Origin of the sequence: Gracilibacillus orientalis, from assembly GCF_900114645.1 — a bacterium.
In the GTDB taxonomy this organism is placed as follows: domain Bacteria; phylum Bacillota; class Bacilli; order Bacillales; family Amphibacillaceae; genus Gracilibacillus; species Gracilibacillus orientalis.
Window position 1 is genome coordinate 159,981 of sequence record NZ_FOTR01000007.1, and the last position, 25,914, is coordinate 185,894.

General features: G+C 34.9%; 26 protein-coding genes. 5 read left to right on the forward strand and 21 right to left on the reverse strand.

The annotated features are described in order from the left end of the window. Positions 1-25 precede the first annotated feature (25 nt). From pyk to dnaE, 6 genes are all read right to left on the reverse strand, one after another. A complete protein-coding gene (pyk, locus tag BM121_RS13870; protein ID WP_091484246.1) occupies positions 26-1,786 on the reverse strand; it encodes a pyruvate kinase in 1,761 nt (586 codons plus the stop codon). A gap of 62 nt (positions 1,787-1,848) precedes the next feature. Then, positions 1,849-2,808, reverse strand: a complete 960-nt coding sequence (gene pfkA, locus BM121_RS13875) for a 6-phosphofructokinase (RefSeq protein ID WP_091484343.1) — start codon at positions 2,806-2,808, stop codon at positions 1,849-1,851. A gap of 1,151 nt (positions 2,809-3,959) precedes the next feature. Then, on the reverse strand, positions 3,960-4,934 hold the full coding sequence (gene accA / locus BM121_RS13880) for an acetyl-CoA carboxylase carboxyl transferase subunit alpha (protein ID WP_091484247.1): 975 nt from the start codon (positions 4,932-4,934) through the stop codon (positions 3,960-3,962). Continuing rightward, on the reverse strand, positions 4,912-5,790 hold the full coding sequence (gene accD, locus BM121_RS13885; RefSeq protein ID WP_091484248.1) for an acetyl-CoA carboxylase, carboxyltransferase subunit beta: 879 nt from the start codon (positions 5,788-5,790) through the stop codon (positions 4,912-4,914). The genes accA and accD overlap by 23 nt, the downstream gene beginning before the upstream one ends. 52 nt (positions 5,791-5,842) lie before the next feature. Further along, the gene (locus tag BM121_RS13890; RefSeq protein ID WP_091484249.1) at positions 5,843-6,409 is read right to left on the reverse strand and encodes a FadR/GntR family transcriptional regulator; all 567 of its coding nucleotides are present in this window, start codon (positions 6,407-6,409) and stop codon (positions 5,843-5,845) included. Positions 6,410-6,497: 88 nt separating this feature from the next. After that, complete coding sequence (gene dnaE, locus BM121_RS13895; protein ID WP_091484250.1) at positions 6,498-9,785, reverse strand: DNA polymerase III subunit alpha; 3,288 nt, start codon at positions 9,783-9,785, stop codon at positions 6,498-6,500. 137 nt (positions 9,786-9,922) lie between these two features. Here dnaE and ytrH point away from each other — a divergent pair, with 137 nt between their 5' ends. Both ytrH and ytrI read left to right on the forward strand, forming a co-directional pair. Beyond that, on the forward strand, positions 9,923-10,255 hold the full coding sequence (ytrH, locus tag BM121_RS13900; protein ID WP_091484251.1) for a sporulation membrane protein YtrH: 333 nt from the start codon (positions 9,923-9,925) through the stop codon (positions 10,253-10,255). Beyond that, entirely contained in the window at positions 10,255-10,767 is a 513-nt protein-coding gene (ytrI, locus tag BM121_RS13905) for a sporulation membrane protein YtrI (protein WP_091484252.1), read from the forward strand. The genes ytrH and ytrI overlap by 1 nt, the downstream gene beginning before the upstream one ends. Before the next feature lie 55 nt (positions 10,768-10,822). On the opposite strand, the gene BM121_RS13910 is transcribed toward ytrI, so the two are convergent. The 9 genes from BM121_RS13910 to BM121_RS13950 form a co-directional block, all read right to left on the reverse strand. After that, positions 10,823-11,767, reverse strand: a complete 945-nt coding sequence (locus BM121_RS13910; RefSeq protein WP_091484253.1) for a DHH family phosphoesterase — start codon at positions 11,765-11,767, stop codon at positions 10,823-10,825. Positions 11,768-12,145: 378 nt separating this feature from the next. Then, a complete protein-coding gene (locus BM121_RS13915) occupies positions 12,146-12,604 on the reverse strand; it encodes a GNAT family N-acetyltransferase (RefSeq protein WP_175495434.1) in 459 nt (152 codons plus the stop codon). A gap of 198 nt (positions 12,605-12,802) precedes the next feature. Continuing rightward, complete coding sequence (locus BM121_RS13920) at positions 12,803-13,588, reverse strand: class I SAM-dependent methyltransferase (protein WP_217649322.1); 786 nt, start codon at positions 13,586-13,588, stop codon at positions 12,803-12,805. A 101-nt stretch (positions 13,589-13,689) separates the two neighbouring features. Continuing rightward, positions 13,690-14,466, reverse strand: a complete 777-nt coding sequence (locus tag BM121_RS13925) for a class I SAM-dependent methyltransferase (RefSeq protein WP_091484255.1) — start codon at positions 14,464-14,466, stop codon at positions 13,690-13,692. A gap of 58 nt (positions 14,467-14,524) precedes the next feature. After that, positions 14,525-14,716, reverse strand: coding sequence for a hypothetical protein (locus BM121_RS22700; protein WP_425432239.1), 192 nt, complete (start codon positions 14,714-14,716; stop codon positions 14,525-14,527). A 120-nt stretch (positions 14,717-14,836) separates the two neighbouring features. Further along, a complete protein-coding gene (locus BM121_RS13935; protein WP_175495435.1) occupies positions 14,837-15,688 on the reverse strand; it encodes a GNAT family N-acetyltransferase in 852 nt (283 codons plus the stop codon). Between the two features lie 125 nt (positions 15,689-15,813). Further along, on the reverse strand, positions 15,814-16,236 hold the full coding sequence (locus BM121_RS13940) for a GNAT family N-acetyltransferase (protein ID WP_091484257.1): 423 nt from the start codon (positions 16,234-16,236) through the stop codon (positions 15,814-15,816). A gap of 361 nt (positions 16,237-16,597) precedes the next feature. Further along, on the reverse strand, positions 16,598-16,915 hold the full coding sequence (locus BM121_RS13945; protein ID WP_091484258.1) for a hypothetical protein: 318 nt from the start codon (positions 16,913-16,915) through the stop codon (positions 16,598-16,600). Positions 16,916-17,064: 149 nt separating this feature from the next. Then, on the reverse strand, positions 17,065-17,604 hold the full coding sequence (locus tag BM121_RS13950; protein ID WP_091484259.1) for a DUF5412 family protein: 540 nt from the start codon (positions 17,602-17,604) through the stop codon (positions 17,065-17,067). A 564-nt stretch (positions 17,605-18,168) separates the two neighbouring features. On the opposite strand from BM121_RS13950, the gene BM121_RS13955 reads away from it, so the two are divergent. Continuing rightward, positions 18,169-18,489 (forward strand): PadR family transcriptional regulator, encoded by a 321-nt coding sequence (locus BM121_RS13955; protein WP_091484260.1) that lies wholly within the window; start codon positions 18,169-18,171, stop codon positions 18,487-18,489. 6 nt (positions 18,490-18,495) lie between these two features. Next, entirely contained in the window at positions 18,496-19,356 is an 861-nt protein-coding gene (locus BM121_RS13960) for a hypothetical protein (RefSeq protein ID WP_091484261.1), read from the forward strand. A gap of 153 nt (positions 19,357-19,509) precedes the next feature. Here the strand turns inward: BM121_RS13960 and BM121_RS13965 are convergent, their stop codons facing one another. Then, the gene (locus BM121_RS13965; RefSeq protein ID WP_091484262.1) at positions 19,510-19,941 is read right to left on the reverse strand and encodes a hypothetical protein; all 432 of its coding nucleotides are present in this window, start codon (positions 19,939-19,941) and stop codon (positions 19,510-19,512) included. A gap of 244 nt (positions 19,942-20,185) precedes the next feature. Between BM121_RS13965 and BM121_RS13970 the strand changes: the two genes are divergently transcribed. Further along, positions 20,186-20,485 carry a YtpI family protein gene (locus tag BM121_RS13970; protein WP_091484263.1) on the forward strand — a complete coding sequence of 100 codons (300 nt, stop codon included), beginning with the start codon at positions 20,186-20,188 and terminating at the stop codon, positions 20,483-20,485. Between the two features lie 282 nt (positions 20,486-20,767). On the opposite strand, the gene BM121_RS13975 is transcribed toward BM121_RS13970, so the two are convergent. The 5 genes from BM121_RS13975 to BM121_RS13995 all read right to left on the reverse strand — a co-directional run bounded on the left by BM121_RS13975 (position 20,768) and on the right by BM121_RS13995 (position 25,868). After that, positions 20,768-22,081: a DRTGG domain-containing protein gene (locus BM121_RS13975; RefSeq protein ID WP_091484264.1), complete on the reverse strand. Its 1,314-nt coding sequence runs from the start codon at positions 22,079-22,081 to the stop codon at positions 20,768-20,770. Between the two features lie 337 nt (positions 22,082-22,418). Then, positions 22,419-23,099, reverse strand: a complete 681-nt coding sequence (locus tag BM121_RS13980; RefSeq protein WP_091484265.1) for a metal-dependent hydrolase — start codon at positions 23,097-23,099, stop codon at positions 22,419-22,421. 73 nt (positions 23,100-23,172) lie between these two features. After that, a complete protein-coding gene (locus BM121_RS13985) occupies positions 23,173-24,723 on the reverse strand; it encodes a polyamine aminopropyltransferase (protein ID WP_091484266.1) in 1,551 nt (516 codons plus the stop codon). A gap of 74 nt (positions 24,724-24,797) precedes the next feature. Next, complete coding sequence (locus BM121_RS13990) at positions 24,798-25,193, reverse strand: DUF350 domain-containing protein (RefSeq protein WP_091484267.1); 396 nt, start codon at positions 25,191-25,193, stop codon at positions 24,798-24,800. A gap of 18 nt (positions 25,194-25,211) precedes the next feature. Further along, a complete protein-coding gene (locus BM121_RS13995) occupies positions 25,212-25,868 on the reverse strand; it encodes a DUF4247 domain-containing protein (protein ID WP_091484268.1) in 657 nt (218 codons plus the stop codon). Between the last annotated feature and the right edge of the window lie 46 nt (positions 25,869-25,914).

Below are 25,914 nucleotides of genomic sequence, written 5' to 3' on the forward strand. Positions count from 1 at the left end.
TAGCTTCTTCTCTATTACTCAGTTTTTATAATACACTAGCATGACCAGCGTAGATATCTCCTTTTTGTGCATCAATAGTGATATCTTGTCCATCATTAATTAATTCAAGTGCTCCTTCTACACCTACGATAACAGGGATACCTAAGCTCAGGCCGACAACTGCTGCATGGGATGTCAATCCGCCTTCTTCTGTGATAATTCCCCCTGCTTTCTCGATAGATGGCATCATGTCCTTATCTGTACCATAAGTGATTATGATGTCATCTTGCATAATTTTTAATTTTGCTTCTTCTGCATCTTTACAAGTAACGGCACGTCCGTAAGCACTACCTTTACCCACACCTTGTCCTTTAGCCAGAACATCACCAATCACGTGGACTTTAAGCAGGTTAGTAGTACCACTTTCACCAACTGGTACACCAGCAGTAATAATTACACGGTCACCGCGTTTGAAGTGATTAGTTCTTAATCCCTGTTCAATCGCTTCTTCTAATACGTCGTCAGTAGTATGTGCAAGTGTACCAACAATTGTTTCAACACCCCATACAAGTGCTAATTTTCTACTTACATGCTCTTCAAACGTAACTGCAAGAATTGGTGATTCCGGGCGATACTTCGAAATCATACGGGCAGTGAATCCACTAACAGTTGGTGTTAAAATAGCATCAACACTTAGGTTCATTGCTGAATGGTTAACAGATTGACTAATCGCATCTGTTATCGTCACATCAGATGCTTTGGAGCGTAGATCAAGCATTGCTTTATGATCAATAGCTGTTTCTGCTTTCTTCGCAATATTACTCATTGTTTCCACTGCATCAATAGGATAATCACCTGCAGCTGTCTCACCAGATAACATAATTGCGTCTGTTCCATCTAAAATGGCATTTGCAACGTCTGAAGCTTCTGCTCTTGTCGGTCTTGGATTACGTTGCATAGAATCAAGCATTTGCGTTGCTGTAATAACTGGTTTACCTGCATTATTACATTTATAAATCATATCTTTCTGAACTAATGGTACGTCTTCTGGTGGAATTTCAACACCTAAATCACCACGAGCAACCATTAAACCATCACTTACTTGGAGAATAGCATCTAAATTATCGACACCTTCCTGGTTCTCAATTTTAGGAATGATTTGGATATCTGTTGCATTATTTTCTTCCAGTAATCCTCTAATTTCTAACACATCTGATCCACGACGAACAAAAGAAGCAGCAATAAAGTCAACATCTTGCTCAATACCAAAGTTAATGTCGGCTGCATCTTTATCCGTGATACCTGGAAGATTCACACTTACATTTGGAACATTAACACCTTTTTTATTTTTCAATAAACCAGAGTTTAACGCGATTGTTTTTAACTCATTTCTATCTTTAAGAATTTCCGTTACTTCCAACGCTATTAAACCATCATCCAATAATAATTTAGAACCAACTTCCACATCATGAATTAGTTGAGGATAGGTTACCGAAATACGGTCTTCATCCCCTTCAATCTCATCCATTGAAACATATACGGTATTTCCTTTAACAAGATTAGCTTTTCCATTCTTTAAAGTTCCTGTACGAATTTCAGGACCTTTTGTATCTAGTAAAATGGCAACAGTTTTACCTAATTTTTTTGCTGCATTACGAATGTTTTTAATTCTTGCCCCATGCTCCTCAAAATCTCCATGAGAAAAGTTTAATCGAGCAACATTCATACCTGCCTTGATTAATTGTTCTAATTTTTCTTCTGTCTCTGATGCTGGTCCAATCGTACAAACGATTTTAGTTCTTCTCATTTTGCTTCCTCCTTCAATCATCTCAATCCTATTACGGCTAAATTATTACGATATTTGCTAAATTAAATAGAAAGTTGATTTGCTAATTTATACATGTTCATATTAACAGCATGTTTTTCAGATAATACTTTTGATATATCATGGTCAACAACTATATTATTTTCAACGCCAACCACACGGCCACCGACTCCGTCCATTAATAGGTCTACAGATTTTGCACCTAAACGACTTGCTAATACACGGTCATATCCTGAAGGTGAACCACCACGTTGAATATGACCTAAGACCGTTACACGTGTGTCCATGCTTGTCTCTTCTTCAATACGTTTCCCATATTCAACACCACTGCCAACACCTTCAGCAAGAATGATAATACTATGTTTTTTACCTCGTTCTTGACCTCTTTTCAGCTTACCTACAACACTTTCGAAGCTTTCTTCTTGTTCCGGGATGATAACACTTTCCGCACCATTTGCAAGTCCTGCCCATAATGCGAGGTCACCAGCATCCCTTCCCATTACTTCAATTACATATGTACGTTCGTGTGAAGTAGCTGTATCACGAATTTTATCCACTGCATTGACGATGGTATTTAAAGCTGTATCGAAGCCAATAGTATAATCAGTGCCTGGAATATCATTATCAATAGTACCTGGAACTCCAATGCATGGAAAACCTTTTTGAGTTAATTTTTCTGCACCACGAAACGACCCATCCCCACCAATGACAATGAGTCCCTCTATTCCAATTTTTCTCATTTGTTCAATTGCTTTTTGTTGTCCAGCATCTGTCTTAAACTCATTCGACCGAGCGGAGTACAGAATAGTACCTCCTCGTTGAATAATGTCACCAACAGAACCTAGTTCCATTTTCTTAATATTACCTTCCATAAGACCTTCATATCCGTTATAAACGCCATAAACTTCTAGTTCATGATAGATTGCTTTACGAACAACTGCACGAACCGCTGCATTCATTCCCGGTGCATCTCCACCACTTGTTAATACACCTATTTTTTTCAAATAAATCACCTCATTAACAAAATAAATTGTCCTACACCATTTTTCCCCATCTTTTCTCTCTTTTAAACTATATAGGAATTCCATCTAAGATTATACATGAAATAAAAACTAAACTCACCCCTAAACAATACAATTTTAGCGTATTTCTCTTAACTTTGAAAGTTTTTTTATTTTTTACCTATTAATGATTGTTTAGCAAATACAAAAAACTCCCCATTTTACTTCACTCTAGTTCGATATAGATACAAACTGCGAACTAATGTAAATTCGTTTTGAGTAAGATGTTCTTCCAGTCTTCTAGAGAGGACTGCCAATTTCGTCGCTGCGGAAAAATACTCCCTTTCACCCAAGGGTAAAAGCGGAGTATTCTGCCGAAGCGATTGCTTTAAAGTCATCAATAAAAGAATGAAAGGACGCAAAATTACGACATGGATATTTCACATTTTATGTTTTTGGGTGTATCTTTTTTACACGCTTTATAAGAAAAACTGAGCAAAAACCCGCTCAGTCCTTATGACTAAAAGCTAAAGATTTACCATTTCTCAAGCATCCATTATGAAATACTTGAACAGCTTGACCACCTCTCCGGCTGCCCACTTCCCTTTCCGTGGGGTTTGTCCTTCAGCTAACTTCTTCGAGCAAAACCCGCTCGTAAAAGTGGATCTTCAGGCCAAACAATTCCCACAGGAGTGAAGTGGGCGGCCTACGTTTATGCATGCTCTACAACATTCGTCAGACCAGGCAACTTGCTTGTGAAAGTGTAAGGTAGGCATGGGAAATCACTAATAGGGGTTATAAAACCCAATATTTTTCTACAATTCGTTGTAGAAAAAAGTATAGCGAAGGCCGACCGTTTCGACTCCTAAGGGATTAGCATGATCTGAAGATCCACTTTTACAGGAGTGAATTTCTCCTGTAAAAGTTAGCTGAAGAGCATGCCCCTTGGAAAGCGAAACGGTCAGCCGTATCGGGTTGACTTGCACTAGCTAGCTTTCAAAATGACAACATCTGTATAGCTATTCTTGCTTCTTAAAATAAACATGTTGAATCACCTTTTCCTATCATACTTGCTTATAAAAGTTGACATCAATGGTTATATATTTTCCTTGCTAATTAGAAAAAACCTCTCCTGGAATTGGAGAGGTTTCTGTTTATACTTCTGCTTTTTCTATTGTTGCTTGAACTTCACCGATTTTTTTGTATTTTTCCCAGCGGTTGTCTAGAAGTGATGTTTCATTTTCTACTTCTAACTCTTGCAATGTTTCATCTAATACTTTGCTGATATTTAATGCTTGAGTGACCACATCACGGTGCGCCCCGCCAAGTGGTTCTGGTATGACCTCGTCAATAACATTTAATTCTTTTAAATCAGGTGCAGTTATTTTCAATGATTGTGCAGCTCTTTCTGCTTGTCCTGCATCTTTCCAAAGCAATGCAGCCGCACCTTCTGGTGAGATAACAGAATAAGTTGAATTCTCCAGCATGTGAATTCTGTCTCCTACACTAATACCTAACGCACCACCACTACCACCTTCACCGATTACGATACAAATAATTGGTACTGTAATTCCAGCCATTTCCATTAGGTTTCTTGCGATGGCCTCACTTTGGCCTCTTTCTTCTGCCGCTTTTCCTGGATAGGCACCTTTTGTATCAATAAAGGTTATGATTGGTCGGTTGAACTTTTCAGCTTGTTTCATATGACGCAGTGCTTTTCGATATCCTTCAGGGTGAGGACTTCCGAAATTACGCTTAATATTATCTTTCGTATTTTTACCGCGTTGTTGTCCAATAATCGTCACAGATTTTCCTTTGTACTTGGCAATACCTGCAACAATCGCTTCGTCATCACCAAATAAACGATCTCCATGAAATTCAATAAAATTAGTAAATAATTGCTCAATATAGTCTAATGACGTAGGACGTTCGGTATGACGCGCGATTTGCACGCGATCCCAAGGTTTTAACTTTCCATAAATGTCATTTTCTAATTTAGCTAGCCGGTCTTCCATTTTACTTATCTCATCGGATAAATCTATATCACTATCTTCCGTCATAGCTTTTAATTCTTCAATTTTATCACGTAATTCAATAACAGGTTTCTCAAACTCTAGCACTTGTTTCAACAGTATCACCTCCAAATCCATGGATGTCCAATATCGTTGCTAACGTATCTCGCATCTCGCCACGAGGAATTACTTTATCAATTTGACCATGTTTCAACTGAAATTCAGCAGTTTGAAAATCTTTCGGTAATTTTTCACGAATGGTTTGTTCAATAATCCGTCTACCGGCAAAACCAATTAATGCTCCTGGCTCTGCAAAATTGTAATCCCCGATCGAAGCAAAGCTAGCAGATACGCCACCTGTAGTAGGATTTGTCATTACAGAAATAAATAAACCATTTTCTCTATGCAAGCGTTGAATAGCAATCGATGTCTTGGCCATCTGCATTAGACTCAATATACCTTCCTGCATACGTGCTCCACCTGAAGCTGTAAAAATCATGATCGGCATTTTCTCTTCACGTGCACGTTCAATTGCTCTAGCGATTTTTTCACCTACAACAGACCCCATACTTCCCATTCTAAATCGAGAATCCATGACAGCAATCGCAGTTCGTATCTCGTGTATTTTGCCTTCACCAGTTACAACTGCTTCTTCTAAACCTGTTTTTTCTCTATCTTTCTCCAGTTTTTCTTCATATTGAGGAAACTGAAGCGGATTATCTGACAATATACCCTTATCCCATTCTTCAAAGCTGTCTTCATCAAAAAGACTGTTAATACGATCATAAGCAGAGATTTGATGGTGGTGCCCACACTCCGGACAGACATTTAAACTTTTATTTAGTTCCTTCTGATAAAATATTTTTTTGCACCCACCGCATTTTTGCATTAAACCTTCTGGGACGTCTTTCTTGCCATTCTCACCAGGAATGGATGCATATTTCTTCTTTTTTCCAAACAAATCTTTCAACAAGGAAGATTCCTCCTTTTTCACTACACTACAATGTATTCGAAATTAAATTTTCTTATTCAATTGTATTTTTGTGTTTTTTTAATATATCAAAATAATATTGATCAGGGTAGGCCTTTTGCTCCATATTCTCTGAAAAATCTTGCATGAGACGCCATATTTTTAATAAAAGTTGATTATCATTTGCTTTGAAAAAGACAAGAAAAAAACGATGGTGTTTTTCCCCTTTTGATAAAGATGGTTCATCTAATATCTTCATCAATTGCCCTAGTTGTTGATCTGAAAGCGAATCAACGGATAACACATGATTTTCCAACAATTTTTTCGCTTGTTGTAACTCTTCTTGTATCTGAGAACCTTGTAAGATAAATGAAGCCAACAATTCTACGGCATGGTATGTTTGATAATCTCGGAAATAAGTACCTTCCCCTTGCCTCGTTTCGATAACTCCTAATAATTCAATGGCTCTTAAAGCTTCTCTAACAGAGGATCTGGCTGCATCTAATTGGACAGACAACTGTCTTTCTGAAGGCAGTTTATCTCCTGGTAAATATCCATCTTCTTTGATAAGACGTTGAATTTCGCTTATCACTTGCTGATATACTTTAATGCGCTCTGACATTACTTTCCCCCTGTTACCGTCTTTATTGGTCAGACCAATTAACTATTACATTATATCAGATCGATAGATGATGTAAAGAGGCACCCTTCTATGAAGAATGCCTAAGTACTACATTATCTTCTCCAAAATATTGTTTTAATTCTTTGACAACATTCCAGGCACTATCCAGATTATAGCTGCTTGATAATTTAAACAATTGTCGCTGATTCTCTTGGTAAAGATAAATGGTAGCAGACCCAGGAAATTTAGTTGCTATCTCTTTCAGTTTCTCCAACGATACCTCTTTCTCATCTTCTACTTTGATATACACACTATCATTTGTTAGTTGCTTCTCTTCCAATTGATATGGTTGGATATCATTAACAATCAATTGCTTTTTTTCATTCCGTTCTTCCAATTTTCCTTCCACAAATACAAAACTATCTTCTTCTAGCCAATGATTTACTTGTCGAAAAATTTTAGGGAATAATACAGTATCCAATTCACCTGATTCATCCGAAATCGTTACAAAGGCCATTGTTTCCCCTTTTTTGGTTCGAATTACTTTTAGAGATTGAACCACTGCAGCCATTTTTATCTTTTTCTGCTTTAAATGTTGTGTTTGTTGAATCGAAATATAACCATACTCGCGAATTTTATCACGTACCTGTGCTAATGGATGTGTGGAAACAAAAAATCCTATCACTTCTTTCTCCATCATCAGTTGCTTCATAATTGGATATGGTTCTATCTCGGTATAGGAAACATCTAACGCTAGATCACTCTCAAAGAAATGAATCTGATCATCAAACTCTCTGAATAATTCGCCTTGTTCCATTGCTTCATCAAGACTTGCTAAAAGGGTGGCGCGGTTGTCATGCAGTTCATCAAATGCACCAGCTAAAATCAGTGATTCAATAATCGTCCGGTTGATTTTTTGCAGAGGTACTCGTAAGCAAAAATCAAATAAATTTTTAAATCGCTGATTCTTGCGCGCTTCCAATATCGTTTGCACTGCTTGAAATCCTATACCTTTTATAATATTCAAACCAATTCTGATGCCAGCTTGTTCAGCTTTAAATTTACCAATACTATGATTAATCGATGGAGGCAAAATCTCAATATGTCTATTCTTAGCTTCTCGTAAATAAATCTGTATTTTTTCAGCGTTTCCCATATGCATGCTTAACATTTCAATAAAGAATGCAATAGGATAATTTGCTTTTAAGTACGCTAATTGATAGGCGATGACACTATAGGCAACAGCATGACTTCTGTTAAACCCATAATTAGAAAAACGAACTATCCAATCAAAAACTTCCTCTGCAGTCCGATTATTATACCCTTTTTCCAAACTTCCACTGATGAATTTTTGCTTATTATCCATTAATAGCGTTTTATCTTTCTTACTAACTGCCCTTCTAAAGATATCAGCTTCACCATATGTAAAACCTGCCATTGTATGAACAATTTGCATAATTTGTTCCTGATAGACGAGTACACCGTATGTTTTTTCCAATATTGAGGCTAAATCAGGGTGAAGGTGAGGTATTTCCTTCTTCCTATGTTTACGTTCAATATATGTTGGAATAAACTCCATAGGACCTGGTCGATACAATGCATTTACTGCTACAATATCCTCGAAGTTAGTGGGACGCAATTCCCGTAACACTTTTTGCATCCCCTGTGATTCCAGTTGAAAAATACCATTTGTTTCCCCTTTCTGTAACAGTCTATAGGTGTTTTCATCATTGAAAGGTATGGTTTCCAAAGAAATAGATTTTTTATAATGGTATGTCATTTGTTTTAAAATCTTTTCTATCAAGGTCAAGTTACGTAACCCAAGAAAATCGATTTTTAATAAACCGATTTTCTCCAAGTCATTCATTGGATATTGTGTTAATGCGACATTACTTTGAGATGGCATGGTTGCCACGTGACTTGTCATCTCTTGATCACTGATAATAACTCCGGCAGCGTGTGTTGATACATGTCGCGGAAGTCCTTCAAGCTGATTGGCAATTTTAAATAACCTTTTCAATTGTTCAGATTGTTTCACATACTCAGTCAATTCCGATGTCTGCCTCAACAATGCCGCTAAGGTACTGTTACTATCTTTAGGCAACGATTTTAAAATATAATTCTGATCATTATCAGAAATATCTAGTACTTTAAAAAGCTCCCTCAATAACGATCTTGCCGCAAATGTACCAAAAGTTATAATTTGTGCCACATGATCTGTACCATATTTCTCTACGACATAACGAATCACTTGATCTCTCTTCTCATCCGCAAAGTCAATATCAATATCAGGCATAGTAACACGGTCTGGGTTTAAAAATCGTTCAAATAGCAAATCATATTTGATCGGGTCAACATCTGTAATCCCTAAAAGATATGCTACGAGTGAACCAGCTGCAGATCCACGACCTGGTCCCACCATAATTTGACTTTCTTTTGCATAATGAACAAAGTCCCAGACAATGAGAAAATAATCACTGAAGCCCATTGATTGTATAACGTCGATTTCATAATGGAGGCGCTCCGCTACTTCATCTGTTACATCAGGATATTTTTCAGATAAACTCTTTTCACATAATTCCTCTAGAAATTGATCTGCATGCATATCACCTGGGACAGGATATTTTGGTAATAATCTTTGTTCTAAAGGGAGATCAATATGGCACTGCTCTGCTAGTTGATCAGCGTTTGACAGTAGTTCAGGCCAGGATTGGAACGCTATCTCTAGCTCGTCAGGTGTTTTTAGATATGTACCTTCTATTTCATCTACCATTGTCTTATCCCATTTCACACCTTGATCTATTGCACGCAAACAGCTATAGGCAATCACTTCTTGTTTATTCAAGTATTTTACATCAGGCAATGCCACCTTTGGGATATCCAATTGTTCAAGTATATTTCGGTAATTGACCATATTTTCTGATAAGCCAAGATAAACATTGTTCAACTGATGATTTGTTCTAATCTGTTGTATAGTAGTTTCCATTTGTTCTAAGGGCCATTGTTCTGCAGGTAAAATGGTAAAAAGAGATTCATCGTAGTTCTCCAGCATTTTGATGGTCACTTTTTCATCGTGCTGCAGTGCCGTACTAATCTGCAATAAATGCTGATATCCTGTTACATTTTTCGCTAAAGCGATAACCTCAACAAAACGCTCATTGATTTCGACTTGATAAGAAAGCCCGATGATCGGGTTAATGCCTGCCTTCTTACATGCTTGATAAAAAGGAATCGCTCCATGCATGATCCCTTCATCCGTCAATGCAAGATGATGATAACCATAGTTTTTCGCTTGGTTTACCAACGGTGCTATTTGGATCGTACTATTCATTAAAGAGTAGCCACTTTTGATTTGTAGTGCGGAAGAATTCGACATGTTCTCACCTCCTATGCGATCAAATGTTTTGTTTCTTTATTATATCAGACCTTTTACAACTTGTAAGTTAGTAAACATATAGTAGACAAGTTTACCATATATTTTAATGAAGTATAAATTTTCCGGGAGGGGTGTGGATGGAAGAACGCTTCATGGCAACAATGATTCAATGTTACTTTATCGCTTTTGGTGTGATGATTGGTGGGTCCATAATTGGTAGTATAGGTGCATTTGTATCAGGTGATGCTCCATTCACACATATAAACCGGATCGCAAAAAATTTACGTATTTGGGCTATTGTTGCAGCGATAGGGGGTACTTTTGATGCCATTGATAATTTTGACAGAGGTATCTATGAAGGATCTACCATTGATTTAGTCAAACAAATTTTATTGATTATTACCGCAATGGGTGGTGCACATACTGCACTATTAGTCATCGAATGGCTGATTCAAGAGGAGATTGAATAATGCACATTCCTCCGTATCATAAACGTCCTTCATGGCAACGATTTCTTGCTGGTGTTGCGATTGGTACAATTATTGGCTATATTATTTTTATTTATATGTTTGGTGAATTACAAGAGAAGTGGATTGAAGAAAACCTGGCATTACGAGGAGATCTACAGAATCTTAATCAAAGCTATGAAAATTTACGTAAGAATCATGAAACACTTGATCAGCAAACAAAAAAAGGTCTGCAAGTTAAAGAAATTAATATTGAATTTTTAAATCTTAAAGAATTAAACATTGATAATGACCGGATAATGATTCAACAATTAGAAGAAGCTGTTAGAACAGAAGCAGCACACGCAGTAGGTAAAAATATTAATGATATGGCTGATTCCATCGATCTGCTTATTGCGACCATCGAAAACAAAACAATCAACATCGATGATTTCAAATTTCAAGCGGAGATCCAAAGAATCATTGTGAGTGAGACATTATATTTGTCGATTCAGTTGAAAATGGCTGATTCCTAATAAATATCATTGCTCAAGGTCACCATCAAACCTTGAGCAATGATTTCTATACAGATTATTTTTCTTTACATACTTCTTCTAAATCAGCTAAAACGTTGTCTACTGTTTCCCACTGATGAATCTTAGCACCTGATGCAAGCGGATGACCTCCACCTTCATAATTTCCTGCCACCTGATTAATAACAGGACCTTTGGAACGTAGACGAACACGAATGACATCGTCTTCTTCTACAAAGATCACCCATACTTTGATCCCCTCAATATCTCCTAATACTCCTACGATTGAACTAGTTTCGGATGCTTCTACATTAAACTGATTCAAAATATCCTTTGTTAATTTAACATAGCTTACGCCAGCTTCTGATACGCTAATATTTTGAAGGATATAACCTTTCAACCTAGCAATGTTTAAATTTGTTTTGTACATTTCTTCATACATCTCAGTTCGATCAAAATCATAAGCAACTAACTCTGATACAAATCGGAAAGTTCTTTCAGTGGTGCTTGGAAATAGAAAGCGCCCAGTGTCACCAACAATTCCACAATACAAAAGAAATGCAGCTCTATTGGTCATTTTTAACCCATTTTCTTTTTGTTCACTATAGAAGTGATAAATCATTTCACTTGTAGAACTCGCCTCTACATCCACCCATTGGACATCACCGTAAGCATCTACTACTGGATGGTGATCGATTTTAATAACTTCCTTGGCCTGCTCAAAGCGTTGATCCGAAATTCTTTCCTGATTTGCGGTATCACACACAATAACAAGTGATTCTGAATAAAGCTCATCTTTGATATTATCCATCGTTGCTAAAAATGATAAAGAGACTTCTTCTTCACCAACCACATATATATTTTTATCAGGAAAGCTTGCTTTAATTATCTCTGCTAATCCGCTTTGTGACCCATATGCATCAGGGTCTGGACGAACATGGCGATGAATGATAATCGTATCGTATTGTTTCATTTTCTCAAATATTTGCGACATTACTGACATATAAATACTCCTTTTTTTATATCACCTATTATTTTTTCACTATTAAATACTAGTCACGGTAGATTTTGTTATATGTAGATTATACATTAAAACCTGTAAAAATCCCATGATATCAACACTTTACTATGAATTTATGTAAAACACAAATGCAAAATAAAGCAGGAAATTGAATGTACTTGAGGTTAAGTGGGGTTGCTTTAAGGCTAAGAATGATCGCCATGTTTAACTCTTGCCACCCGTTACTTTAAGACGTTCTCTCACAAACCTCTTGAAAAACTGTAATTTGAATGCGTAGTATCGTTGTACTGTACAACAAAAATTTCTGTTTAAAATTATAATTCTTGTTCCAACTAAAGCCACCCGTTTGTTTAACACCAATTACTTCTTATCAGCTTGTGATAATTCCAATATATGACTAGCTTTATAAATTCCTTCTACTTTTGAAAAGCCACATTCTATATATAAATTAACGGCAGCTGGATTATCCGTAGATGATAACCTTATTGTCCGAAAATTCTCCCTTGCTTCATCAATTATTGTTTTTAGAAGTTTCCTTCCTACACCAGTACCTCTGTTCTTACGCAAAACATAGAGATGCCTTACTCGCCCTACATCAGAAAGGTTAAGATAGGGGTCAATATTTAGTCCCCCAATTCCAATAACCTCATCATCTAATTTTGCAACATAGAGTGATTCACCATTTTTATCAAATTTGTTATTCCCTAATGTATATTCATCCACTAATCGCTTTATAAATTTATATCCTTCAGATAAACTATCATCTATGAGTAAATTCAACTTATATTGTTCAAGGGATGTAACTCTTTCGATTATCATCGTATTTTCCGCCTTATTATCATTTAGATTTACCAACATTTAGTACGGTGTTTTCGTATTTCCGATTTTTAGAGGCTTTTTATAAAAATAATTTGATATTTTTATTCAATTAATAATTATCTTGCCATTTAACACAATAGAGCTGCCGAAGGACAACTCCTTCTTACGTTAACGCACCCGTTAATGAAACAAGATAAATTATTTCTTTGCTAAATATAAATCAATCGTGTCAAAAACATTTAATACATCACCAAATTCTATAATTGCTCCTTTAATCTCATCTTCCAACATTTTTTTAGTATTTGATGACATACTTCTATGGTCTGAGTATGTATTTAACAATGCAATGTAGTCATCTGAAGAAAAGGTTCGAGTTAAATGATATAACTTAAACTCTATATCCTTAAATCCATAAGAATGAATTGTCTTAAATCGTTTGTTATATCTTTCCGTATCAATTTCTATTATTTTAGTATTGGTTGGTCTATATTTTTGATAAATGCCCTGAATTTTCTGATGCAATAAGTCATTATCCTTTGATACAAATGGTCGGTTCCAAAACAATGCTAATGTTCCATCTTGTTTTAAAAATTTAGAGACTTTTGGATAACCTATTTCGCTTTTAATCCAATGAAAGGCAGTAGCTGAATAAATTAAGTCTATACTGTCATCTGGACATTCAAAAGTTTCAAATGCTGTATTACATACTGTAAAATTTCCATATTCCCCAAACTTTAATTTCAAATAATTTGCAAGCTCTTTCCCTAATTCAACTGCCTTTAATGTACAACCTTTATCCAAAAAAGGTTTTGTAGCCTGTCCTGTTCCAATCCCAACTTCAATAACTTTTTTACCATACTCAACTTGAGAATACTCCATAATGTCATAAAATAATTCGTTACAATATATAGGTCTCCATTTGTCGTAATTTTCTACATCCTCATTAAAGGATAATCGTTTATCCAAGATAATATCACCATCCAAAAAGTATTACACCACTCTATCTTCTAATTATCGCTCTTATTGACTAAACGCACTCCGTTTGTTTAAGTGTAATTTTTCACAAGCTAAACTTTCGAACAAAATTATTTAACAGCTTTCCAAATTGTCCACCTATCTTTTTCTATTATGCTTTTATCAGATGAAAGTGACTTATCTAAATGATTTATCAATAAATTCAATTCTTTATCGTCTAATTCATGTAAAATACTTCTTCCCGTTCTTTCATTTAAATCTTTTAATAATTGTTCCTTACTTTCATACACTCTTCTTGTTTCCCATAACTTAACTTCTTCTATGTCCTTAAAACCAACTTCCTTTAGGGTTTCAATAACTTTTTTGCTATTATGTCTTCGATTAGTTTCTTTTTCAATTAATCTTGGAAAAAGTTCAAAGAAATAACCTCTAACATGGTTATCATGGCCTTCTAATAAACAATCTTCAAGAGTACGGTCTTGAACGATATAAAATCCATTGGACCCCAGTAATCTAAATGCTTCCTTAAAACAATTATGTAAATCTTCAATATGATGTATTACTGCTCTTTCAAGCAATAAATTAAAACGATTGCTATCTAATCCTGTATCTAAAGCACTTCCATACTTAAAAGATATGTTTTTATATTCTTTGCAGTTCTGTCTTGCCGCTTCAAGTATTGACTCGGAAAAATCAACACCAGTAACAAAATTCACTCCCATGTCTGATAGTGCTTTTGAATAAATGCCTCCACCACACCCAACATCTAAAGCTTCAGATATATTCTTTATAGGTACAAGGTCTTTTATTGTTTCAATCCACGAGTTGTCAGCAATTCGAGTTGTGTAAGTAAAACGATTTTTCTTTCTATGAAAATCAATTCCCACTATACATCCCTCATCTCTCAATATTATAGTTAAATTCTACCATAAAACAACTGTGTAACTAACCTCTTATTACACTAACCTGCTTCGTTAATATAACAAGTTCTACATAAAATAGCGTTAATCCTTCTTGAATTAACGCACCCTTTAGTACAAGATTAGGACCTCCCCATTGGAGTAAAAATTCTAGTGTTTCAATCCAATTTATAAGTCGTTGAAAATCTGAACGTTCAAAAAATCTTAATTTAATCATAAAAAACGTTTTCCTCGTTTCTATATCTAATATTTGAATTGAAGCTATTAACAGTGTACCTCTTGTTCAGGATTCGCACCCGTTAATTTAAGTGTACCATTTCACAAATATTGTATGATTTTACAAAGGTTTTGGAATTACCACCGCATTGCAAGCTTTTTCATAAAATTCAATTGGTCCTGCTTCTCCAATAACAGCATATTCATAACCTATTTCATTCATTTCACTTAAACACAAATGAAGCAAAGTATACCCTATACCTTGTACCCGTTTTGAATAAGTTGTTCCCATCGGACCAAATAACCCTTTTTTATTTCGCACAACATCAAAGCAAGCAAAACCAATAATTTCCTCATCATCTAAAGCAATAAAAAGAGGAATATTTTCTTTTGAAAATCCGTTTTCAATAGAGTCTAACCATCCATTTCCAAATTCCTTTTCTACAAAGTTTTTTAACGATGTAGCATCAATTTGCTCTGCTTTTCTAAAAGTCATATTGGATGTCGGTATATTTGGGAATGAATAATCCTTTAAAGAAACAATCATATCTCTCGGATGTGACACTATTTCAAGGATACGTGAAACATCCAATCCATCAAATATTGCACTTGTTGAATAGTCATTGTTTCTAAAAATTGCATCCACTAGATGTCCTTCATTTAAATAAATCTGTTTGAATCGTTTCATTCGATTATTTGCAATCTCTAGTACCTGTTCAGTGAACAGCGAAATATTTATTGTAAAAGGTTCACAACTAATCCCTTGTTCGTCATTATTAAAATATATTCCCTTAACTCGTTCATTTAATATATCCCTAAGTTTTGGATAAGTAATATATAGTTCAGCACCCACAGCAGTTCTTTCGAGCAACATACCTAATAGTAAATGAACTGGATAAACAATCTTGGTTGTCTTTTCGGCTTCCTTTTCTGCATTTTTAAGAACTCTTAAAGTACGTTCAGTGAATCTCAAGACCATCATCCCCCTTTCTAATTGTTTATAAATTCTATAAAGTGACTGAAAAATCTTTTAAAATAAGGCATTATTTATGTAGTTCTTGTTCAACTCTAGCTCCCAATAGTTGAAAAGAGATATATTTATTTGAGATTTACCTTGAACATCCCTGTCATATTTGGTGAATAATCTTTAAAACCATATTTTTTATAAAAATCCACTTTCCCCTCTGAAGCAAATAGCCCAATAAATGCCTTATTAGGTGCATTATTTTCAATGTAACTCATTAAAGTGTTCATAATTTCTTTCCCGATTCCATACCCTTGATATTTAGGATGTACAACTATATCTTGAATGTAGTAATAGATTGCACCATCCCCAACAATCCTTCCCATTCCTATAACTTTATTATTATCTTTTATAATCACTGAAAAGACTGTATTTCGTAGCGAGGTCTCTGCTACATCAAAATTCATAAAATCTTTCCATCCTACACTTGAACACAAACTTATGTATTCATCTAAAGTTGGAGTTGTATTATATAAAACTTCATAATCCTTTACCATGTTCTCCTCCTGAAAAATTAACGTAGTTATTTATTATTTAACAAATTCCGCAAAACCCTTCTTCAACATTACTGCTCCGTTATATAATAATTTCTACAAAAATAGCGTTACTCTTCCTGAATTAACGCACCCGTTACTTTAAAAACATCATTTCACATCTTATTCCACAATTCCGACCGTTTCTGAAAGATTGTTACTGACTCTTTTTTTATCTCTATGTTTTCTTTTTTCTTACCAACTTTATATAGATTCATCCCAGTAATTAAGATTATGATAATACTACAAATTAGGTATAACACATTGTCGTAACCAGTAATTAAAATGATAAAGCGCACCAGTAATTTCATTTAGGGTTGCGATTTCACACCCACAACACAAATACGGAGACACCAAGAAGGAAGAATGTAGTTATAAGTAATAGTGTAAAATACTCTCTATTCTTGGTAACGAACATTTCAGCAAGTTCAACAGCATTAGATAACCCTAAAGAAAAAAGCATACCAAAAAGTAATAAATTTGGAAAATCAGTTGAAGTATCCGAACTCACTAGCCCCGAAATAGATATGAATAAAACCCTAACAGCAAAATAAATTGTAAAAGCGCTTAAAATAACTTTTAAAGCTAAAAATAATTTATTACTTTTTCTGTATTTTTCTTGAATCCTGCTTACCAATTTCATCTCTACCTCACCCCTATTCGACAACATTGCCTTTTAACGAAAAGCTACTCTCTTGTTGAACTATCCTGCTTCAATAGTTGAACAAGAGTGCTTGTGTCTTATTGCGTTAAAGCACCCGTTACTTTAAGTACGATGTTTCACATACTTTATCATTGATACCCGTAAGTATCTCCTTCATCTAATTTTAAAATATGATTATTTATAGATACGTTATCATTACTTTCCCATTTCACTTTAACTTGTTCTACTCTGTCTTGATAATAAATTCTCTTTTTAAACCATAGTGGTCCGTTTAATTCACCCCTTATACCAAACGAACCTGCTGCTCCTGCATCATAACGGTAAAAATCAATTGTATAATGTCCATCAGGAGAACTAACCGTCTTTAAATGTTCATTTACTCCCAAAGATGAAAAGAAAGTTGTAAATGCTAGTGCCAACAATAGCCCGATAAATGTCAATGATGACAAAATTACCGTTAACCAACTTCTTGTTTTTGCCCACCAGTTTCTCTTATCTTTAAAACCGATAATCCCTAAAGCAAAGGCTAATAAACTAACAATTAGTAAAACATAATTTGGCGGTGCGATTAGCCAAGTATTGTTAATATTAGAATACAATGAATAGGCTGCTAACCCTAAGCAAATAAGTATTAAATAAAAAGACCATAAATTATATTGTTTCCCCATATTTCTCCCCCTTGTTGACCCTAGTTTCCATCTTTCACTAATCTGCCCGTTATTTTAAGTGAATAACTTCACAACATCACCAATCTTCACACTTAAATTATAACAAAAAATAACAAATCGTTGTTCTTATTTTGCACAATAATAATCGTTGCTGCGCAGTAAAAGTCTACTACGCATTACAGACATACAGTTTCTTATTCCACATTCCTTCCAGTTAGTATAAAGCGTTCCTGCTTGTTACAGAAACGCACCCGTTATTTTAAGTATAACCTTCACAATCTTCTTACTTTACTGTTCTAGTACAATATATAAGTAGAGTCATTACACTTAAAATAATAGTAACGATGAGAAGAGCACTACTGCGGCGAACACCTTAGCACTTTCTTGCCTACAGCGTGCACAACCAATACTTTTATTTTCTTTGACACATAACCCCTCAAGCTAAATGAATGTTTCCTACGAATTGTGCAAATAATTATTTGATCCGCAAGATTACCATCAAAAACAGAACACATTGTATAACGAGGTACTGTGTGTTACCATAAAAGGAAAAAAGAGGAAATTATGGATAAAGAACAATGGAAAGGAAATATGGATCTTCTAATTTTGTCATTACTCAAACGCGAAGATATGTATGGATTCCAAATTATAAATAGAGTAAGTGGTATCAGCGAGAACAAATATTCTTTAAGTGAAGGTACATTATATTCAGTCCTCAAACGTTTACAAAGAAAGCAAATTATAAACTCTTATTGGGGGAATGAATCTCAAGGCGGCCGAAGGAAATATTATAAAATTACCGATACCGGTAAACGTCTGCACGAAGAAAAACTCTTTAGTTGGCAGGCAATTAATCACATTATAAAAAAGGTAAATGAGGAGTGATTTATAATGAGTATCGAACAATATGTAAATAAGATAATTAGCTATATAGAACTTAATACTGAAAACAAAAAAGATTTAAAAGAAGAACTAATTCGTCATATATCTGATAAATGCTCCTATTATAAACACGAAGGCACAGATGAAGCATCAGCCGTAGAACAGTCTTTACAGGATTTTAGTAACGCAAAAGAGGTAGGTAATGAATTAAATAAAGCATTTTTCCCTTATAGAAAACCATTATTATCTACACTAAGCTTACTAACAATCCTGTTTACTTTCTGTTTAGCTATTTCGAGTGTTATATATCAAGAGATATTTCCTTCAATTTGGTGCACTCTAACCATCATATCAAGTATCACCATTTACTATTTCATTAATAAACCCTCTAGGTCTGCAAATCATAGACCATTATTAATTATATTAATGATTTTTTTAAACATTTTTTATTTTTATAGTTTATTTTTAATAGATGGAATAAGGGAAAATACTTATATATATATTCTTTTGTCACTTTTACTATTAAGTTGTTTTATAATTTCTATTAGTCAAATTTATTTAGGTGTTTTATATCAACCGATTTCAATAAAGTTGTCTAGTCTAAGTCAACAAAAGCGTAACACTATCATTATTACAAACATTATTACAGGCGTCATAATATGTGGGGTTAGCTTATTATTTATTTCTGGTCTCTTAATTTTTGCTCCTTCTCTTCTAATTGTTATACCCTGTGCTGTAATTGTATTATGGTTGTTTTTCTTGATCGGCGAACTGAAATCCCAAAATTTTGAGAATTTGTTTAGAGTTTTAAAAATTTCCCTTGCTTTCTTAGCATTAGGTTTTATAATAATTCCTCAGTTCATGTTATAGAAAAGAAAGAAGCACTTCGTCCAAGGACAGAATTGCTTCTTTTTTCTAAAACAAGCATTTACTTGTATTAAAAAATGCCTTTCCCGCAGTTTTAAAGTGGCTCGTTGTTAAACATAAGCACCTCATTCCTCATCCTCGATTAAAACTTCTAATTTAGACAGTCCTAATTGTTTTATCATCACTTGCCATACCCACAAAATTAAGAATTAGTATATAAAACGGATAAACTATCAATCCACCTATTGCTAAAAGACCAGTAATAGGATTAGGAACATCACCACCGTAAGTTATCGGAAACAAAGATGCAAACACATAAATAAAAAGAAAAAAGTAGGGTATCCACAGGATGACTGTCCAAAAGTTTGCCTTTCGCCCATCCAACCACTTTTTCGTTAATATAAAAAGGAATATTGTACCACCTATAATTTCAACAATAAGTATTACGCTAGCCAAAATATTTACCGTATCAATTTCCCAATTTGTTAGTCTACTAATTCTATATACATTTAACATAAGTTCAATAGGCACCAATACCAAAAGAGCGTACAGAATACTAACCACATTCAACTTCAAGAAATACTTCATTTAATAAGCCCCCAAGAATAATTATCTCTTCTTTCTTCATTTTAACATAATATTCCAAAATTTAGATTTAACTTTTATCTGTTTTTGGTGAACGTCTGGGGCAAAGAGTGGGGCTGATTAAGTATAGAATGCAACAAACACCTACTAATACAAGGTTTTTACTAGCAATTCTATTATAGTCACGGTACAATAGAAAGGTATTTTTATCTAGCATATAGCTTGTTTTGTTATTGGAGGTTTTACTATGGTTATTTTCCCAATTATGATTGTGTTATCTTTTATTGTGTATATTTATTATAAAGTAATGATAATGAGGGACCACGATCCACTCACGCAAGAAATTAAAAATGCAAAAGCTCGGATAGCATTGGGTATTTTTATTAGTGTCTTTGGCATAAATCAATATTTATTTTATCAAACACAGCTTGCATTATTTATTACGCTCGTCTTTCTTTTCTTCGGTATTGTCCAAGGATATGGTGGTATTAAACGTCTGACGCATTACAGAGGAGAATATCACAAAAGAGCACAAGCGAATCAATAGCGTTACCAACAAAAGCAAATTGCCCACAGCAATTTGCTTTTATAAGTTAAGAAATGATAACCTTCACTCGCCCCAAACATAAACTGCCAGTTAACTTTGTGAGTCTTCCTCCCATTTTGTTGGAGATAAGTGTTATTCATTATATTTCCAGTGGTTATCTTCTTTCAATAATCGGAACATTAAGAACTAGCGTAGGCGAGAATACGCAGCAGTGCCATAACTCTCTCTACAAGAAAGAATGAATTATGGGAAAACGGTGCGGGTTATGGTTCTTTTTCTCGTTTAGCGATCGATTAATTGTGCCATTAGCATCGCTTTTCCGACTACTTTTTTCTCATGAAATACTTCGATGTCTACCTTCGCAGACTTTCTACCAGCATCGATGATTTTTGGTTGGAATGTAACCGTGGTTTCTAATTGAATCGGTTTTATGAAATAAACGGTAATATTCTCCACAACCAAGTCACCTTTCTTCTGATGTCGCAACAACCTGCGAGCAGATTCAATGACAAAGGAAACAAATACTCCATATGATAAGGTTCCTAACTGATTCGTCATTTGTGGAGTGATCTCAGCATGATAAGTAGAATGATGCGGGTCTGTAGGCGAATGATCAAAATAATTCGAAACTATGTCATCAATTGTTTCACCAACTTGAGGTTGTTTTTGAATGTGCTGTAATGCTTTCAGCACATCTTGACGAGAAATAAGTCCTACAAGGTGATGGTGCTGATCAACAACAGGCATAATTTCAATACCTTCCCAAACCATCATATGTGCAGCGTATGCCAGTGAAGTTTCCTTCATCACAGTTAATGGATTTTTGGTCATAACCTTTTCAATTAGCATATCCATCTTTCGTCCAATGACATCTTTTGATGTAACAATCCCTACCACTTTATTTTTTTCATCAACTACAGGGTAACGACTGTGAGTTGTTATGTCTTCCCACTCATACCATTTAGCAACTTGATCTTTTGTCTTTAAAAAATATGTATCTTCCACTTTGTTAAAAATATCACCAACTACAACAATTTCTTTCTTTATTAGCTGATCATAAATAGCTCGGTTAATCATCGCTGCTACTGTGAACGTATCATAACTAGTTGATATAATAGGTAACTGTTTCTGATCTGCTAATTGCTTCGTTGCATCATCTGTATCGAACCCACCTGTAATAAGTACAGCCGCACCTTCTTTTAATGCTAACTGATGGGCTTCTGTACGGTTACCGACTATTAAGAGGGAATCTTTTTCCGTATAACGCATCATTGCATCAAGTTTCATCGCACCAATAACAAACTTGTTTAATGTTTTGTACAAGCCGTCTCTTCCCCCAAGTACTTGTCCATCCACTATACTTACAATTTCAGCAAAGGTTAGATTTTCAAAATTTTCCTTTTGTTTTCGTTCAATGCGAATGGTTCCGACACGTTCAATGGTACTAACCAGACCTTTGTTCTCTGCTTCTTTAATGGCACGATAAGCTGTTCCTTCACTTACATTAAGCTCTTTGGCAATTTGCCTGACAGAGATTTTATTTCCTACTTTTAAGGATTCAATAAAGCATAGAATTTGTTCATGTTTTGTAGCCAATCGTTGCTCACCATTCTTTCATCTGTACTAGTATTTTTTCATCTATTATAATTATACAGTTGTTCGTACGAATATTCAATTTTTTCTTGAAATAATATACGTTTCTTGTTTTCATCAAATGATCAAAATCATACTGTTTTATTACTTGTTAATAATCTGTATTAATAAAAAAGCATAACCATTTCATATATTTATGCAATTTGCAACAGAAGTAAAATGAAGCAATATCAAACAGCTTTGCTTACATATAATCCATTTTTCGCTTGGGACTTCTTAACTAAAGATAAATAAATTTCCCCTTAGAAAAAGGTCAAAGCATTTTCGCTTTGACCTTTGCTTATAATTCTATATGCTCTCCTGGTTTCAGGTGAACGCCTTTTCCAGTTTTCACTTGGTTGCAGAATGCTTCTCCATCCTGTTCAATTAGTGGAAAGGTATTATAGTGTACGGGCACTACCTGCTTTGATTGTACCCAGTCAGCTGCAATCAATGCGTCCTCTGGTCCCATTGTGAAGTTATCACCAATTGGTAAAAAGGCTAAGTCAATATCGTTCATGTCACCTATTAATTTCAAATCAGAAAATAGACCGGTATCACCTGCATGGTAAATTGTTTTTCCTTCTGCAAAGAATAAGATACCTCCAGGCATACCACCATAAATTTTGTTTCCTTCTTCATCCTCAAACATAGAGCCATGAAAGGCTGGTGTGAATTTCACTTTTCCAAAATCGAATGTATGTGCACCACCAATGTGCATCGGATGCGTATTTAATCCTCTAGATCCAAAATAAACAGCTAATTCATTCGGTGCAACGACAAGACAATTGGTTCGTTGTGCAATGCTGACGGTATCACCAACATGATCATTATGTCCATGTGTTAAAAGAATAACATCTGGTTCTTGTGTGTCTGGATCTAAATCACTTGATCCGTTTCCTGAGATAAATGGATCAATTAAAATCGTATGTTCTAATGTTTGAATTTTGACACATGATTGTCCGTGGAAAGATACTTTCATGCAAATATGCACTCCCTTTTTACTATATTATTCTATATCCTTCTTTCCCATTTATTGTTTATTTAAACATGCATTAATAATATTGCCAAGAGTTTTCATATATTTCTATCAGTCTAGGGTTAATTAGTGTATTCACCTCTAATTCTTTCTGATTCCCGTTCTTGTCCAAGATATTTTTGTCTTCATCTTTGCCAAAAACGGTTAAGCTTTGCAGGGTATCCTCTGTTAAAAAGTCTGTGTCCACATCAAGTTTTAACGAATCAACGTTAATCTGCTCCCTACTGGCCATTACAAATCCCCAATTACCAAAACTAGGGACATCGACATGGAAATTTTCCACCTCTAACCCTGTGGACGAAATCGTATTCGAAATCGTCCAGTATACTTCACGAGCAAATACCGGGCTTGTCGCTTGTACCATTACCGCACCACCTGGTTTCAAATGGTTGCGAACAAGTGAATAAAATTCTTTTGTATATAGTTTATTGAGACTTTCATTGTTAGGATCCGGCAAATCGATAAAAATAGTGTCATACCACTCTTCACTCTGCTCTAGAAATTCAAATGCATCCTGATTCATAACAGAAACATGATCTTTCTGTAAAGAATGATCATTTAACTCTAGAAGATGTGGATTCGAATTGGCCAGTTCTACTACAGCTGGATCTAAATCTACCAATGTTATGTTGTTAACATCTGGATATTTTAATAACTCCCTCACAGCTATTCCATCACCACCACCGAGCACTAACACTTCTTCATGACTCTCGGCATAAGCCATCGCCGGATGGACTAATACTTCATGATATCGTTGTTCATCAATCGAGCTCAACTGCAGTCCACCATCAAGATACAATCTAATGTCTTCGTTTTGTTTAGTCAGGACAATTTTCTGATACTTACTTTCTTCAAGATGAATAATAGGATCTTGATAAATTTTTTGTTCAAATGATAAAACCAATGATTCGCCAAAAATTAAACCAGCTATTAACAAGAGAGCGATAACTCCTCCAATTATGCCGTGCAAAGTTTTTCTAATTAACTCCTTACGAAATAAATACAGAACAACTAATGCTACCGAAAGATTGATCAAACCAACTAAAAAAGCGGTTGTTACCATTCCTAACTGTGGTCTTAATAGGAAGACAAATAATAAACCACCAATCAGACCACCGGCATAATCAGAAAATAACACTCTTGCCGTACTTCTCTGTAATGTAACACCTATGTCATTTGCTTTCCGTATTAAAATTGGTAATTCTATACCGGTTAAAGCACCTATGATTAAGGTAATCGAATAAAGAAACAAGGCATCCGATCCATTAGAAAAAAAGGCAGTTGACGCGAACATGAGAAAGCTGGAAAAGCCACCAATCAAAGCTACAAAAAATTCAATATAAATAAAAGATAACAGTAAATCCTTCGTTACTCTTTCACTCAAACTTGCTCCTATTCCCATCCCAGTCAGGAATAAAGAAATAGTTAACGTATACTGTTTTACTCCATCACCTAAAATATAAGATCCAAGCGCACCGAATAGTACTTCGAATATAATACCGCAAATCGAAACAATTCCTGATGCCCAATAAATAAAATGACTCTGTTTTAATTTGATTTCTTCCATCTCACTCCACACTTCCTATGATAGTCACGATTTGAAAAGCCTGACCTTCTAGTAGAATGGTCAGGCTTTCTGCATTATGTGATTGATGCCCCGATAACAAATGCCAATCCTACAGAAACAGCAAACGAAATAATACCAACTGCTACATTATTAGCTTTCAATTGTTCCTCTACGGAAAATTTACGTGTTATCCCTTCAAAAATAAGATACGCTATTAATTGCAACACAACCCCATATGCACCCCATATTAGTGTTTCGACTACGTCGATACTATGGTAAATAGCGAATGCTAAGATGATACAAATACCAATAATCTTTCCTGATATCGATAATGCAATGGCTTGATTACCATCTCTTACTTGATCCCAATCTTTATATTTGGTTGTAAGCCACTCAAAAACGGTAAGTCCGATAATGACAATGATAATTGCAGCAATGAAATAAATAAATGTTGAAATAAAAGGTTCCATAATCATCTCTCCTTTTTGTTATTTTCCTGAACTAGGTCCGCCACCACGAAAAGACCCTAAACCTCTGTTCTTAGTTACTCCACCCTTATTATAACTACGGGATGTAGAGTAACCGCCGTAGCAGTCATTTGAACCGCAGTAATTCCTTCTATTAGACACCCAATTATTACCAAAAAAACCGTCAAGCATACGGATAGTAAAATACGTAGTTAAGAAATTAGGTGAATAATTATTACGAACAAATTGCTCGCTTCCAACTTCGATAAACGTTGCATTATCTAGTTCTTCACTTTCTTTGATGATAATAAATAGATCAGAGTAGGCTAGAATTTGTTGACCGTCTTTAAAATCACTGATCTCATCCGGTTTTTTAATCTCCGCAATTAGATCGGCTAATTCCTCTACTTCAAACAGTAAAGTACCATAAACATTGGCATTTGTATCCTCGCCCGTTACAGAATCTACAAACGGAAAATGGTCGGATATAAGTGCTTCCACATCTGAGTTATTGCTTGTCTTCAATTGGTCAATAATATCATCTTTTGATTCTGCCACCTGCAGATCTTCCTCTGAGATTGAACTGGATTCATCAAAAGCAGATAAATTACCTGAATTACAACCAACGAGCAAAATAAAAAATAACAGGGTAATACTCAAGCCTATCTTTTTATTCACTCCAAGATCACCTCCTGCTTTATTTCTCTATGTATCCATGTGAAAA

Excerpts from the sequence above, each read along its gene's own strand:
- BM121_RS13985 (WP_091484266.1), bottom strand. The coding sequence starts at position 24,723 with ATGGAAGAAATCAAATTAAAACAGAGTCATTTTATTTATTGGGCATCA.
- BM121_RS13990 (WP_091484267.1), bottom strand. The coding sequence starts at position 25,193 with ATGGAACCTTTTATTTCAACATTTATTTATTTCATTGCTGCAATTATC.
- pyk (WP_091484246.1), bottom strand. The coding sequence starts at position 1,786 with ATGAGAAGAACTAAAATCGTTTGTACGATTGGACCAGCATCAGAGACA.
- BM121_RS13965 (WP_091484262.1), bottom strand. The coding sequence starts at position 19,941 with ATGAAGTATTTCTTGAAGTTGAATGTGGTTAGTATTCTGTACGCTCTT.
- BM121_RS13955 (WP_091484260.1), top strand. The coding sequence starts at position 18,169 with ATGGATAAAGAACAATGGAAAGGAAATATGGATCTTCTAATTTTGTCA.
- BM121_RS13950 (WP_091484259.1), bottom strand. The coding sequence starts at position 17,604 with ATGGGGAAACAATATAATTTATGGTCTTTTTATTTAATACTTATTTGC.
- BM121_RS13945 (WP_091484258.1), bottom strand. The coding sequence starts at position 16,915 with ATGAAATTGGTAAGCAGGATTCAAGAAAAATACAGAAAAAGTAATAAA.
- BM121_RS13940 (WP_091484257.1), bottom strand. The coding sequence starts at position 16,236 with ATGGTAAAGGATTATGAAGTTTTATATAATACAACTCCAACTTTAGAT.
- dnaE (WP_091484250.1), bottom strand. The coding sequence starts at position 9,785 with ATGTCGAATTCTTCCGCACTACAAATCAAAAGTGGCTACTCTTTAATG.
- BM121_RS13960 (WP_091484261.1), top strand. The coding sequence starts at position 18,496 with ATGAGTATCGAACAATATGTAAATAAGATAATTAGCTATATAGAACTT.
- ytrI (WP_091484252.1), top strand. The coding sequence starts at position 10,255 with ATGCACATTCCTCCGTATCATAAACGTCCTTCATGGCAACGATTTCTT.
- BM121_RS13910 (WP_091484253.1), bottom strand. The coding sequence starts at position 11,767 with ATGTCAGTAATGTCGCAAATATTTGAGAAAATGAAACAATACGATACG.
- BM121_RS13890 (WP_091484249.1), bottom strand. The coding sequence starts at position 6,409 with ATGTCAGAGCGCATTAAAGTATATCAGCAAGTGATAAGCGAAATTCAA.
- BM121_RS13970 (WP_091484263.1), top strand. The coding sequence starts at position 20,186 with ATGGTTATTTTCCCAATTATGATTGTGTTATCTTTTATTGTGTATATT.
- ytrH (WP_091484251.1), top strand. The coding sequence starts at position 9,923 with ATGGAAGAACGCTTCATGGCAACAATGATTCAATGTTACTTTATCGCT.
- BM121_RS13915 (WP_175495434.1), bottom strand. The coding sequence starts at position 12,604 with ATGATAATCGAAAGAGTTACATCCCTTGAACAATATAAGTTGAATTTA.
- BM121_RS22700 (WP_425432239.1), bottom strand. The coding sequence starts at position 14,716 with ATGATTAAATTAAGATTTTTTGAACGTTCAGATTTTCAACGACTTATA.
- BM121_RS13980 (WP_091484265.1), bottom strand. The coding sequence starts at position 23,099 with ATGAAAGTATCTTTCCACGGACAATCATGTGTCAAAATTCAAACATTA.